General features: G+C 66.2%; 8 protein-coding genes. 1 reads left to right on the top strand and 7 read right to left on the bottom strand.

Annotation, left to right across the window (positions count from 1 at the left end; genetic code table 11):
- Positions 1 to 220: 220 nt before the first annotated feature.
- The 7 genes from MnOB_RS25510 to MnOB_RS25480 all read right to left on the bottom strand — a co-directional run bounded on the left by MnOB_RS25510 (position 221) and on the right by MnOB_RS25480 (position 13,419).
- Positions 221 to 856, bottom strand: coding sequence for a SurA N-terminal domain-containing protein (locus MnOB_RS25510; protein WP_077527334.1), 636 nt, complete (start codon positions 854 to 856; stop codon positions 221 to 223).
- A gap of 24 nt (positions 857 to 880) precedes the next feature.
- On the bottom strand, positions 881 to 2,440 hold the full coding sequence (locus MnOB_RS25505) for a cytochrome c/ABC transporter substrate-binding protein (protein ID WP_077527333.1): 1,560 nt from the start codon (positions 2,438 to 2,440) through the stop codon (positions 881 to 883).
- An 11-nt stretch (positions 2,441 to 2,451) separates the two neighbouring features.
- Positions 2,452 to 3,084, bottom strand: coding sequence for an SCO family protein (locus MnOB_RS25500; RefSeq protein WP_077527332.1), 633 nt, complete (start codon positions 3,082 to 3,084; stop codon positions 2,452 to 2,454).
- The gene (locus MnOB_RS25495; RefSeq protein ID WP_077527331.1) at positions 3,081 to 3,770 is read right to left on the bottom strand and encodes an SCO family protein; all 690 of its coding nucleotides are present in this window, start codon (positions 3,768 to 3,770) and stop codon (positions 3,081 to 3,083) included. The genes MnOB_RS25500 and MnOB_RS25495 overlap by 4 nt, the downstream gene beginning before the upstream one ends.
- A 10-nt stretch (positions 3,771 to 3,780) precedes the next feature.
- Positions 3,781 to 5,691: a YncE family protein gene (locus tag MnOB_RS25490; protein WP_077527330.1), complete on the bottom strand. Its 1,911-nt coding sequence runs from the start codon at positions 5,689 to 5,691 to the stop codon at positions 3,781 to 3,783.
- A gap of 795 nt (positions 5,692 to 6,486) precedes the next feature.
- Positions 6,487 to 12,291, bottom strand: a complete 5,805-nt coding sequence (gene mnxG / locus MnOB_RS25485) for a manganese-oxidizing multicopper oxidase MnxG (protein ID WP_371580353.1) — start codon at positions 12,289 to 12,291, stop codon at positions 6,487 to 6,489.
- A 507-nt stretch (positions 12,292 to 12,798) separates the two neighbouring features.
- Positions 12,799 to 13,419, bottom strand: coding sequence for a lytic transglycosylase domain-containing protein (locus MnOB_RS25480; RefSeq protein ID WP_077527329.1), 621 nt, complete (start codon positions 13,417 to 13,419; stop codon positions 12,799 to 12,801).
- A gap of 166 nt (positions 13,420 to 13,585) precedes the next feature.
- Here MnOB_RS25480 and gspG point away from each other — a divergent pair, with 166 nt between their 5' ends.
- On the top strand, positions 13,586 to 14,008 hold the full coding sequence (gene gspG / locus MnOB_RS25475; RefSeq protein WP_077527328.1) for a type II secretion system major pseudopilin GspG: 423 nt from the start codon (positions 13,586 to 13,588) through the stop codon (positions 14,006 to 14,008).
- The last annotated feature ends 3 nt before the right edge of the window (positions 14,009 to 14,011 follow it).

Here is a 14,011-nt window from a genome sequence, read left to right as displayed (position 1 = left end):
GGGTGAGGGAATTCCCCGGCGGATGCGGAACACCGTGGGGAGCCCTTCGGCCTCCTTCGCGAATGAATTCGCCCCCACAGAAAATCAGGCCCCGGTGCGTAGGGTGGATGTCGCTTTTTACATCCACCAACGGTGCCCGATCGAGCCTCCGATGGTGGACCGGTGAAGCGTGGTCCACCCTACGGGGCTGCTGCGCAGCCCATCGCGAATGAATTCGCCCCTACAGTGCAACCAGCACTTCCACCCTGCCCTTCTCGCGCAATTTCTCCAGCGCCTGCTCGCGGCCCTGGGCCATGCGTTGGCCGGTGAGGTACTGGCGCACCAGGGCCTTGGCGCGGGCTTCGTCCATGGCCGGGTCGACCTGCGGTTTCAGGCTTTCGTAGGCCGCCTGCACCTCTGTCTCGGTGGGCGGGGTTGCTTCGGCCAGTTCATCAAGCACACGACTGGCGACCAGTTCATGGCGCAGGTAGTCGCGGTAGGACGGCTCATCGAAACCAGCCTCGTCCAGTGCCCGCGCAAAGCCCTGAGTGTCGGGGAAGGCGGCTTTCATTTCGGCCAGGCTGCCGCTGATTTCCTCATCCGACACACTGATGCCCAGCCGGCCGGCCTCCTGCCAAAGCAGTTCCTTGTCGATCAGTTGCTGCAGCGCCTCGCGCTTTAGGCGCTTGTAGGCCACCGGGCTGCGGATGGCGCCCACCTGGCGGCCCTGGATCTTCAGGTAGTCGACGAAGTGCCGCTCCAGCCGGAAGTTGCTGATGTCGGTGCCGTTGACCCGCGCGGCGATGCCGGTCTCGCCGGCCAGCACCAGGGGCGTGAGCAGGCCGATGACCAGCCCGAGCCAGGGATTGCCTTGCATGTCCTGTCCTCCCCTTCGTGATGCTTAGAGCCGTGTGTCCACCTTGATGAACCTGCCCAGCGGCCGGAAGCTCTGGCCGTGCAGGTCGACGGTGACGATATGTGCGCCGGCCAGGCCCACCCGCTGTCCAGGGCCGAAATCCAGCGCCGGGGTCAGGCCGGTGTGGAAGCCACGCAGCCCTTCCAGTGCGCTGACCAGCTTCTCGCGACTGGCGTCACGGCCCGCCCGTTTCAGACCTTCGCTGACCAGCATGGCGGCGCAGTAGGCGCCTACCTGCAAGGCCGCGTGCTGGCCACCCACCCCCTGGCTGCGACGTATCGCCAGCAGCGCCGCTTCGCCTTCCGGGGTCCAGTCGGCGGGCATGAAGGGATAGGCGAGAAATACCCGTTCGGAAAAGCGCCGCGGAATGCGCAGGGCGCTGCTGGCGACCTGGGCCGAGGCAGCGAACAGGTAGGGCGAAAGGTCGTCGGCCTGGAGCTGATCGGCGAGCCGGGCGAAGTCTTCCGACTGGCCGAGGAAGAACACGCCCTGTGCACCACGGGCCGCAGACGCGAGGACGTGATCACGGTTGCCGCTGCCGTAGTCCAGCAGGCGCACCCGCGACCAGCCCTGGTCCATCAGGCGCAGGGCCAGGGATTCGGCGAGGCCCTGTTGCCGGGCCTCGCCGGGGTAGACCACCAGCGCCTCAGGCTGCTTCAGGCCGAGGTCGCTGCTGGCATAGCCCGCCAGGGCGAAAAGTTGTTCGCGCAGGCCCGGCAGGGCATTGAACACCAGCCGGTTGTCACCGGCTTCGTCGAACAGCGCCAGCGGCCCCACCAGGGGCACGCCGGCCTTGCCGATGGCGTCGGAAAGGTCGCCATCCAGCGCGGGCACCAGGGGCGCCAGCAAGGCGAAGACCTGGTCCTCGCCGAGCAACTGGTCCAGCGCCCGCTTTGTGCTTTGCCGGTCCATGCCGGGGTCGCGTACCACCAGCGACAGCTGTCGGCCATGAATGCCGCCCGCCTCGTTGACCTGCGCCAGGGCGCCGCGCAGCACCGCTTCCACGGTATGGCCCAGCTCGGCCAGGGGGCCTCGCGTTGGCAGCAGTGTTCCCAGGCGCAGCTCGGTTTCCTGGACACCGGGGTCGCGGTCGTCTTCCAGGCGCTTGAGGTAGGCCGTGAGGTTGGCCATGTCACGCAGGGACATGACGAAGCGCGGCATGGCCGGGTCGAGGCGATTGCCGGCGGGGTCGCGGCCCTCGCTCACGGCGCGAGCCAATGCGCCTTCGTCGTAGGGGCCATGGCTGCGGCCGTTGGCCTGTAGCTGACCATAGGGCAAGGAGAGTCGTCGCCAGGTGATATCCGGCGGACGCACACCCCCTTCCGGACGGCCACGGCCATCCGCGCCGTGGCAGTTGGCGCAGGGCATCACCGCTGCCGGCACCAGGGTGTCGCCGGCGCCGACCCGCGCGCTGATCTCGCCATTGGCCGCGCCCACGCCCTCCAGGTAGATGCGCCGGCCCGCCGCTTCCTCGGGGATGAGCTCCAGCGCGAAAGCGGGGCTCAACTGGGCGAGCAGCAGGGCCAGCAGTACGGCGCGCCACACGGCATCGGTCCTCAACGTCCGGCCACGGGCATGGTCATCAGTTGCAGGCGCTGGGCGATGGCGGGAACCGGCGCGTCGGGGCGAATTTTGCTCCAGCGCTTGTTCGGCACGTCACCGGCGATCAGCAACGTGGAATGGGCCTCGGGGCTTTCACCCAGTTGCCCCAGGCGCGTCAGCACCAGGTCCATGTCGGCCTTGTCGCCGGTCAGGAAGATCCAGTTGGGCGAATCCACACCGTGCTTGGCGGCGAAGGCCTTGAGCACTTCCGGGGTGTCGTTCTCGGCATCGCTGGACAGGGAGATGAAGTAGACCTGCTTCGCCAGGTCCTCGCCCATGGCGTCGCGCACTTCCTTGAGCTTGCGGGTGATCAGCGGGCAGGCGTCGTTGCAGTGGGTGAAGATCACGTTGAGCATGACCAGCCGGCCCTTGAGCACATCGCTGTAGAAGCGCACCTCCTGGCCGTTCTGGTCGCGCAGCAGGGTATCGGTGAAGTAGGTCTGGGCGTCTGTCGTGCCACCCGCCTTCAGGGTCTGCACGGCGGGCGCATTGGAAGCCGGAGCGCCTTCGTGGTTCTCGTGGCCTTCGTGGGCAAGGGCAACATTGGCCAGGGCCATGGCCAGGACGATCGGGAGCAGGCGCTTCATGGGTGGGTCTCCTGGGCAAGGGCATCGTGACCGTGGCCGCCGTGTTCACGGGCGGCGCTGAGTTCGTCGACCCGCGCCATCAGCACGGCAGGATCGGTGAAGCCGTAGAAGCGGGTCCACTGCCGGGTGCGGCCATCGCCCACCATGATCAGCGGCGGATGGTCCTGGTAGTTCGCGGTCCAGGTGCCGAGGCCCTTGAGGGTGTCGGTCACCGCCTCGTTGCTGCCGGTGACCCAGCGCCAGCCCTCGCCCGCGTCGAAACGGCCGGCGTATTCGTGCAGGCGCTCAGGGGTGTCGCGCAGCGGGTCGATGCTCAGGGAGATCAGCTGGACGTCGCGGCCAACGCGTTCGCCCAGCTGATTCTGCAGCTTCTGCATGATTGCCGAGATCACCGGGCAGACCGTGGTGCAGCTGGTGTAGACGAAACCAATGACGACGATGCGGTCACCCACCAGATCGTCCTTCAGGCGCAGCTCGCGGCCGTCCTGATCCAGCAACGGCACATCGGCGAAAGCCACCTGGGCGCCCTGCGCGCCGGCATGTCCCTGGTGCTGGGCATGGGGATCGGCGGCCATCTGCGCCATGTGTGCGGCGTGTTCTTCCGGAGTGTGGCCAGCCAGCACCGGGCCGGCGACGAGACCCAGGGTGAACAGTGCGGCGGCGATGCCCGTCTTCAACGGTTCCATGGCGTGCTCCTTACGGGTTGGTCCGCGCCTGGGCCGGGACGGCGCGCAGGCTGGCATAGGGTTGCGAGCCGAAGGGCATGCCCAGGGAGGCCGAGCCCACGTGCAGGTAGTACGCGCCGACCTGCTTCAGTTCGATCGGCGCTTCATAGATACCCTTGCCCACCTCCACCGCTGCCACCTCGTAGGGGCGCGAGGCCGGCGCCTGGAAGTAGCGCACACGCAGGTCGGTGATGCCGGTCTTCGGCTCCTCCGCGCCGCCCTGGAGGATGCGGAAGCGCAACTGGGTGGTGGCGCCCGCAGCCACCAGCGGCTGGTCGATGAGGAATTCCACGCGCGGTTTGTTGCGCTGGGCGGCCATGGCCTTGTTGGCTTGTACCTCCGCGCTGAAGCAGTGGGCGATCTTCGGCTGGTTGAGCATCACCGCCAGGTCGAACTTGCCCGGTGCCGGCAGCTTGATGCGGCTGCTGAACAGGCCCGGCTCGACTTCGCGCATGCTGCGGTCGATAACCCGTGCGGCGCGCGAGGTATGGCCCCGGTTGAGGTAGCCGGTCATGGGGGCGTTCATGCCCTCCATGTAGAAGTAGGTGGTGTTGTCCACCGGGTTGACCACGAACACGGCGCCTTCGTCGCGAGCCTGGCTGAGGCCGTCGGCCAGCGGCAGGTCGCCGGCCAGCTTGGGCGCGGCGGGACCGGCCTCGAAGGACTGGACGATGATCTGCTTGCCTTTGCCCAGGGACTCCAGGTTGATCATGGTCACCTTCGGCGACGCCAGGCCGCGCACATAGGCGTAGTTGCGGGTGAACACCAGTTGGTAAGGCTCGGCGGTGATTTCGGCGCGCTGGACGATTTCGTCACTGCCGGCATCCAGCACCAGCACCTGGTCATTCAGGCTGTTCAGCGCCAGGCCGAAGCGGCCGTCCGGGGTAAAGCGCAGCGGCCCCAGGCCATGGCCGGCATCGATGACCTTGCGCACCTTGAGGCTGCGGGCATCGATCACGGTGATGGTGCCGGCCTTGCCGTCGCTCACGTAGAGCGCACCGGAGAGCTTCGAGACAGCCATCGACAGCGGGCTCGGTCCGGTCTCGATGTCCTGCACCTTCTTCAGGCTGGCGACATCCACCACGGTTACCCGGCCGGCATCGCGACTGCTGACGAAGGCAAAGCGCGAGTCGCCGCTGAAGGCGATTTCGTGGTGGCCGCCGCCGGTGGCCAGGGTCGCCACGGTCTTGCGCGCCTGGGTATCGATCACGGTCACGCCGCCCTCTTCCCCACGCTGGGCATTGTTGCCGACCCACAGGTAGCGGCCGTCCGGTTGCAGGGCCACGCGCACCGGCTCGGGGCCGGCCGGGAGGCTGCTCAGCACCTTGAACTCGGTGGTATCCACCACCGCCACCTCACCCGCGCTGGGCATGGACACGTAGAGCAGGCGGTCGTCGGCGCTGGCGGCCCAATCCATGGGCGGACGTTTCAGCGGGACGCGGGTCAGAGTGCTGGTGATGCCTCCCACCGAGGTCACCGGATCGATCACGGTGAGGGCGGAATCCTTGTTCATCACCACCAGGTAGTAGCTGTTCAGGTCCACCAGCGGACGGGCACTGAGCACGCCCTTGAGGTAGGTGCCGATGCGCACCTTGCACTGGTCGGCCTGGCCTTCCGGCAACGCCTGGTCGAGCCAGGCCCCCGGCACCTGCCCGGCCAGCGGCTGGCCGGTGGTGGCATCGGTGATGCGCAGGCGGACGTCGGCGAACATGCCCTCGGTCAGCACGCCATCACTGCCCAGCGGCCGGGCCTCGAACTCGATGGCGACACCATCGCGCACCAGGCGCTGGGAAACGCCGGCCGGTGCTTCGGCGGCAGGCAACTGGGCGGCCAGCAGACCGGTGAGCAGCAGCAGGCTGGAAGCGTTGTGCAGGGCTTTCATCTGGCGTCCTTCCTCTCGTCTGGACCTCGCCCTGATGCAGGAGCAATGCCTGTGCCAGCCGGGGAAGGGCTATGGATTCAATGGGTTGCGAACTGGGCAAGGGTGACCCCCGGAATATTCCCCACCCATTTCCCCCTCTTTTGGGGAATGCTAACTGGCAAGTCTGAGCCGGCCTGATGCAGCCCTCACCCCCGGCCCCCGCTCTGCGCCCCAGCCTGATCGCTTCGCGCTCAGTCGTTCATCGGCACCGGAAGCGGTGCTTCCGAAAGCGTGCCTCTTCACCCCAGAGGGAGAGGGGGCTGTCCGTGCCCGCGTTCAGTCTGGGCACAGTCCTGTAGGGGCGATTTCAATCGCCAGGCAGGACGCAGTCCTGCCCTGTAGGAGCGAATTCATTCGCGAAATGGCAATGCACCGTGCCAACCGGAGGCTGCCCTCACCCCAACCCCGCTCTGCGCCCCGGCCTGATCGCTGCGCGCTCAAGCGTTCATCGGCACAGGAAGCGGTGCTTCCAGAAGCGTGCCTCTTCACCCCAGAGGGAGAGGGGGCTGTCCGTGCCGGCGTTCAGTCTGGGCACCGTCCTGTAGGGGCGATTTCAATCGCCAGGCAGGACGCAGTCCTGCCTCCCCGGAAAAGAAAATCGCAGGACATTTCTGGCCTGCGATTTCAGTGTTCAGGTGGGCTCCGATGATGGGTTTCGTACCTCAACCCATCCTACGCAGACAGACTCGTAGGATGGTGTTGAGCGAAGCGATACCCATCATCGGGGTGTCGCCGCGCTCAACGCCATCCTGCCCCCTACTGCTCGTTGGTCACCCGCAGCAGGCCCCAGACCCCACCGACGTTGCCGAAGGCGGCGTAGTCCCGGTACAGGTAGTCCCCCGGCACCGCGTTGGCGCCACCGGCGCTGGGGATCGATAGGCTGAAGTGCGCGGCCGGCAACACGCTTTCCTGGGCCCCGATGTATAGCGCCGCCGGGTTGATGCCGAAGCGCAGCGAACCGATGCCGGCGTTCTTCTGCGGATAGCCCCAGACATCCAGCTTCTCGGACAGGTAGGGGTTGAACGCCCAGACATGGCCATCGAGCTGGAAGGTCATGCCACGGCTACCGCCCGAGGGCATGGTCACGTGGGTACGGAACGGCTGACCGGGCTTGACCTTCATGATCGGGGTCAGCGGGTCGCCTCCCACCAGCTCGTTGTTGTACGCCATGTGCGCATTGGGCACGTCGCCCCAGCCGTGGCCCTGGGCGTGGCCGAAGGGTGCGTCCGGCGCCTTGCCGAAGCGGTACCACAGCGGCTCGCTCTTGTAGTTCACGGCCATGCCGGAGTTGTCTTTGGGATCGGCGGGGACGCCGAAACCTTCGGAGGCCATGTTTTCCACCGGTCGGCCGTTGGCCCAGCGCATGTTCAGCGACTTGTGCAGCACCAGCGAGAAGTCGCGGTACGGCGTGCCGGACAACGGGGTCACGGTGGCGGCGGCGCGCATGTTGGCGTCCTCGACCCAGGTGGCGCCCTGGGGCGCGATGCTCATCGCACCGGCGAGGCCTTTCTGGCCCTGCTTGACCGGATCGGCCGGCAGCAGGTTGAAGCCGCCGAACTCGATGGGGGTCGCAGTGATGTTGTCGACGCTGCGGCCGAGCTGGGTCACCGGCTTGCCTTCACGCTCCAGGTGGCCGACGTAGAACTTGTAGCTCTTCGACGGCCAGGCACCCCCAGCGGCGGCACGCGGTTCCACGGTCTGCACCGGGTTGATGCCGACGTTGAAGCCATCCGACTTGGTGATGTCGTAGGCCAGCAACTGGGTGTGCAGGCCGACATGGCTGGAGGGCCGCATCATGTTGTTGTTGAAGGTGGTTGGGCCCTGCGCGCTGTTGCGGTCGCGTTTGACCAGGCCCTGCATCACCGCGTAGGTCGGCAGGTCCGGCATTACCTGCGGCAGGCGGTTTTCCAGGGTGATGTTCACGCAATCGCCAGCGGCGGCGCGCAGTACCAGCGGCTCGATGGGCACTCCGGGTTTCAGCTTGCCGGTGAGCGGGTCCAGGTCGGCCTTGCGCACATAGAGGATGGCGGTCGGGTCATGCAGCGGGCCGGCCTGGCCGCCGATGGTGAACACCTCGCCGTCTTCCTCGTCGATGACAGTGGCCTGCGGAATGGTCATTGGCCGCGAGTTGTACACCAGGGTGCCACCCTGCGGATTCAGCGGGCCGCCGGCATGCATACCCGCCCCGGCCGGGTCGCCGATGGTCAGGCCCAGAGGATTGCCGAGGATGTCGTTGGCGAGCGCCGCGACGATCTCGTAGTTGCGCTGCACCGTGGTACGGGTACCGATGCCGTTCGGGTTGGGGCTGGTGCGCGGGCACACGCCGTCGAACTGAGTGGTGTTGCGCGACGATACCGGGCGCGGGTTGTTCGGCAGGGCGAACAGGTCGGCGCGCGGTTGGGTGTAGTTGCGCATCACGCCCCAGATGCCATTCCAGTAACCCTCGATGGAGGCGTCCATGTTGTACAGGTAGTCGGCGGCTTCATAGGTGGTGTTGCCGGACATCATGGTCACCGGGGCGACGAAGCCGAATTGCTCGGAGATGCCCACCATCTGCGAGGCCTTCCAGCCCGAGTTGCCGCTGTTGCCGAAGCCGGTGCCGGAGTACAGCCACTTCACGCCGTGCAGGGTGACGTTGTGCTCTTCCTCGTGGCCGCCGGCGTGCATCCGCAGGCGCACGTTGTCGCCGGAGTAGGCCCGCAGCAACGGGGTGAAGGGGTCACCGGGCAGGTCGCCGCCGGCGTTGATGTGTGGCGGGAACTCGGTGCTGGCACCGGTGGGGCCGGTGGCCGAGCTGATGGCGCTGGGCGCCAGGTTCAGCGCCGGGATGGCGCGGTCGGTACGGGTCTGCAGGGCATAGGCGAGATCACCCGCCAGGCCGTCGGCCTGCATGCCGGGTTTGCCGTCCGGGGCCACCTTGTAGGGGTCGTAGATGCGCAGGCCCACTGGTTCGTTGCGGTAGTTCACGACGAACATGCCGGGATCATCCACCGAGATCGCCTGCGGGCAGGGACGGCTCGGGCAGCCCAGGACCTGGCCGCCAGCGGCCTCGCGCACCGACTCGAAGAGATTCGGGCCGGACTGGCGCACAGGCGGGTTGATGGCGTAGCGGAAGCTGTCCATGGAGGTCGGATAGGCACCGGCATCCGGAACGCCGTCAGGACCGGCGCCAACGTAGACGCCCGCCTCGTAGGCATGCTGGAAGTCGCTGTACTCCATGAAGAACTCGCGGAAGCTGTCGTTCTTGCCGTCGCCGTCCAGGTCGCCGGTGGCGATCACCGCCTGCCAGGAGGTCGGGCCGCCGTCCGGGCGCCCACTGTAAAGCGGCTGGCCGGTTTCACCGTGGTACCAGCTGGAGCCGGCGGGTTCGGTGAGCACGGTGGCGTAGAGGCCGAGTTGCTGATGGGTGGACGGGCCGAAGTGGTCGTGGGTGAAGATGTTCCCCAGGCCACGGTCGACGTTGTAGGTGTTGATCAGCGGGTCGGCGAACCAGCGCTGCAGGGTGGTGCGGGCACCCAGCCAGTCGGCGCGTCCGAACTGGCCGAAGTAGGGGTGCTCCTTGGCCACCGGGCATTCCTGGGTGCCGTCGCGCGGGTCGGCCTCGACGCAGTGGTTGTATTCGCGGATGGCGTGGATGCGCTCCACAACGGCGGCCGGCGAGAGCGTGCCGTCCTCGTAGTTCCAGCCATTGGCCGAGCCGTCGGAGGCGGTCAGGTCCCACTTCGGCAGGTGGATGTGCTGGCCGATGATGTCGGTGGGCGTGCGCACCTGGTAGTCGTCCAGTTCATACACCGAGGGGATCAGGTTGGTGTGCTGGTACATGGTGCAGTCGAAGGTGTTCATCCGCATCACCAGCGGTTCCGGCGGCTGCTGCTTGTTGATCACCGGCCAGGCGTCTTCCCAGAGCGCGAGGATGCGGGTCTGCGGGAAGTGATAGCCGACCTTGTTGAACACGGCGTCGAACTGGATGTTGGCGCCCTTGTAGACGCGCGGGCGGTCGGCGGTGTAGGCCGAACTGCCGGTGAAGGACTGGCCATTGATGGTGTCGCCGCTGTTGTAGCGACCGAGGGCGGAGGCCTGGGTCAGGCGCTTGCCGGTGTCGTCCATGCACGGTTCGTAGTACGGCGCGCCGCCCACCGGCAGGGCGCCGTTGGTACGGAAGTCCTTGGCCTGCACGGCGCCGGTCGGCGACACGGCGAAGCTCGCATGGCTGGGTTTGGCATGGAAGGCCATGACCGACTGTTCGACGTCGGTGCCCTCTTCCGGCAAGAACACGGCCTTGGCGCGATGGACCACCTTGGAGAAGTCCAGGGCACTGGTGACCACTTCCGCCTCGCCGCCGGCGGACACACCGTCGAGGGTGTGACGCGGTAGACCGCCGTCCCAACCACCGGCCTGCGCCGGGTCGATGTTCGCCCACAGGGCCTTGCCCGAATCACGCAGGCTCTCGGCCTTAGCGGCGTCGAGCATGTCCAGCGGCGGTGTGCTGGGGCGTTGGCCGACGGTGCTCTCGATGCCGCCGATCCAGAACGGGAAGCCCGGGTTCTTCAGGGTGCCGTCGGCATTGCGGTTGGCCCAGCCTCGATCCACCAGGGCCACCGAACCCACGGCCTTGCGCTCGGGTTCGTGGCTGGAATCGTCATCGCCTTCTTCGTGCTCGTCGTCGTCGTTCGCGGCCACCAGCTCTTCGCCGTACTTGGCGACCACGGTGACCTTGCCCGGCATGGGCGGCATGGCCTTGCCCGGCAGCGGGATGATGGCGGGAATCGGTGTACCGGCGACGATCTCGCCGTCCGGCAGGGCGCGGGCGCCTTGTGCAGGCAGGCCGCTGCGCAGCTCGAAGGCTTTCTTGTGATAGCCACCGTCGCCTTCTTCGGATACCGCCAGGCGGGTGCCTTCCTCGAACACGTCGTGGATGCGCCACATGGCCCACATGCCCTGGGCGAAGTGCGGATAGAAGTGGCAGTGGTAGATGGCATCGCCCGAGGTGCGGTTGCGGTTGCCGGAGCCGCCGTTGGCGATCTCGTAGGTGTAGCCCGAGCCCGGCCCGATGCCTTGCGCGTCTATGTAGTCGGAGTTGTCGTCATTGGGGTTGAACAGCCACTGGTGGCCGTGCAGGTGGAACACATGCTGCTCATAGCCGTTGTGGGTGTTGCGGATGCGCACGGCATCGCCGATGTAGCTGTGAGCGACGTTGGACGGCTCGGCCGGGAACAGCGCCATCGTGGCTTTTACGCCGGTAGTGCCTTCCGGAGGGACCTGGCCGGGGAGGATGGCTTCGAGGCCGACGTTGGCCGGCACATCCACTTGCATGGCGGCATCGCCGACGACGTGGGCGCTGAGGAAGAACTCTTCGTAGGCGCAGGACAGGCAGTCATGCATCGGACCCACGCCCAGGCGGTTGGCCACCACTTCGGCACCGATGCCACCGGCACCGTAGTTGATCATGAAGGAGTCGCGGGTCGGCTCCAGCACATGGCCGAACACCGGGTCATTCCAGTAGCCGGGGAAGGCTTGGGCCACGGCGTTCTCGTCATGGAACACGGAGGAGAAATCGCGGAAGGGTTCCAGGCGATTGGGCAGTGCCGGGTTGCGCTTGCCGTAGCTTTCCAGCGGGTAGGTGTTCTGCGGGAAGGTGCCATCGGGGTTGGGGCCCATGACCACGGCATCGGTGTCGCTGGAGATGATCTCGCCGTTGTACATCATGGCGATCACCGGCAGGCCGGCCTTGCCTTCCTCGTTCCAGGGCGAGGTTTGTGGATAACGTTTTTCGTAGTCGATGATCGGCTGGCCGGCCGGGGTACGTCCGGTGGTAGCCAGACGCATCTCTTCTTCGGTGACCACGTTGCGGTAAGTGCGCGAGAGCTTGGGCAGCACGACCACCTGGGCGAACAGGCCGTTGGCGGTATTGCCGCCGGTGCCTTCACCCCCGAAGGTGGCGCCGTAGCTGCTGGCGGCGAACGCACCTTCGCGTTCGGCGTACAGAGTGTAGGAGCGGCTGCCGCCCGGCGGGATCAGGTTGTTCTGATTACGCCCGGCGTTGGTGGCGATGTCGCCAATGTCATTGACCGCCTGCATGCCGTTGACCTGGAAGCCGACATGGCGGTCGGCAACCTGCTCGTCCTTCTTGAACAGCGGGTCGTCCGGGTTCCGGGGGTTGGCCTGGTAGGCCAGCAGGTTCTGCAGGTTGATGGTCAGGCAATCGCCCGCGGCTACCCGCAGCACCAGCGGACGCGGACGCTTGTCGGGACGCAGCGCCACTTCACCGGGCACCGCCGCGCCGCCCTGGGTGAGCGGCACTTCATTCTTGTCCACCACGTCGCGGCGCAGGGCGAACATCATGCCGTTGATGTTCTGCGCGCCGAGGCGGTTGAACATCAGCGGCTGGTCCAGGGCCACGACATTGGCCACCAAATTGCGCGTGCACTGCACGGCCGCCCGCGCCTCCTCGGTGGGAAAGAGCGCGCCCAACAATAGAAGGGCGCCGCCCAGGTAAAGAGATGCCCTCGGGGCACCATCGAAAATGTTTTTTGCACTGCGCGAAGGATTCGTCCGTTTCATTTGGCTGACCTCGGTATCAGGTGCACGGATGCCAATAGAGGGCAGGACTGACCGAGCAATGCCTGTGCCATCAGCACAAAGCTTTTTAAATCAGACGGTTGGAATGGCTAATGGGGGAAGTGCCAGTATTTCCCCCACCCGATTCCCACCCAATTCCCCGGTTTTGACCGGGGTTGGACGGAGGGGTGGTGGGAGCGATTTCAATCGCGAATGAATTCGCTCCCACAGGGTGCTCGGCCAGGCAGCCGACGGTGGATAAGAAGAGCGTTATCCACCCTACATTCCTTGCAGAAATGCGTTTGCAACCGGCGCGAACCTGTAGGGTGGACGACGCTTTTTTCGTCCACCAGGCAGAATCGATCCAGCCACTGGTCTAGCGACTGAAGTCGCCCCCACAGAAGAATCCCTGGCCCGAATGCAACTCCTGTGGGAGCGAATTCATTCGCGAATAAATTCGCTCCCACAGGATTCGCAGAAAAACGCCCCCGCATCTGGGGAAATTCCCCACTAGCGGGGTCGTTTTGCGTCGGCCTGGAGGCGTTGGTAGTGACCCAGGACGCTGGGTACGTAACGCTGGGTTTCCGGGTAGGGGGGAATGGCGCTGCCATGGGCGAGCACGGTGCCGGGACCCGCGTTGTAGGCGGCCAGGGTGAGGGAAAGGTCGTTGTCGAACATCTTCAGCAGGCGCTTCAGGTAGCGTGCGCCGCCGCGCACGTTGGCGGCCGGGTCGAACACGTCCTGCACGCCGAGATCCTTCGCGGTATCGGGCATCAGCTGCATCAGGCCGGCCGCGCCCTTGGGCGAGAGGGCGAAAGGATCGTAGTTGGATTCGGTCTTGATCACCGCGTGCAGCAGCTCAGCGGGCAGGTCGTAGTCGAAGGCCGCCTGGGCGACGATCAGGGCGTAGCGCGGGGCCTTGGCAACGCCTTTGCGAATCGGCTTGACCTGGCTCGGAGCCTTCGCCAACGCGGGTCTTTCGCGAGCCACGCGGACCAGTTTGCGGTCCGTCCGGTGGATGTTGGTGAGGGTGATGCTGCCGTTGGCGGAGACCACCTGATAGATGTCGGAGCGGGCTTCGTCAGCGATGGTCGCAAGGATGCTGAGCAGCACCAGGGCGGGCACTTTCATCGTTGTTCTCCCCTGTGAGGGCCGATGCCCTTTGGGTTGCTGGGTGCTGTACCGTCAGCAAAGCACGTGCCGGAAGATCCAACTGGTGATGTGTCGCCCCCCCTCGCCCGCTCGTCGTGCACACCTCTTGCATAGCCCTTCGCACTGACCTGCAGCGGAGGCTCCCATGAAGATGCTTCGTCGACCCGAACAGGGTTTCACCCTTCTCGAACTCCTCGTGGTGCTGGTGGTGCTCGGCCTGTTGGCCGGCATTGTGGCGCCAAAGTATTTCAATCAACTCGGCAAATCCGAAACCAAGGTGGCCCGCGCGCAGATCGAGGGGCTGGTGAAGGCGCTGGATATCTACCGCCTGGAAGTGGGCCACTACCCCAGCACCGAGCAGGGTCTGACAGCGCTGGTGAGCGCACCGTCCGACGAGCCGCGCTGGGGTGGTCCTTATCTGCAGAAGGAAGTGCCGCAGGATCCCTGGGGCCGCGCCTATGTCTATCGCGCGCCCGGTGAGAACGGCGATTTCGACCTGCTCACCCTGGGCAAGGATGGCCAGCCTGGCGGCGACGGCGAGAACGCCGAAGTCACCAGTTGGCAGTGACCG

It is taken from the genome of Metapseudomonas resinovorans (assembly GCF_002003485.1).
GTDB classification, from domain to species: domain Bacteria; phylum Pseudomonadota; class Gammaproteobacteria; order Pseudomonadales; family Pseudomonadaceae; genus Metapseudomonas; species Metapseudomonas resinovorans_D.
The sequence above is the reverse complement of the archived record's forward strand: the minus strand, read 5'-3'. Positions and strand labels throughout refer to the sequence as shown.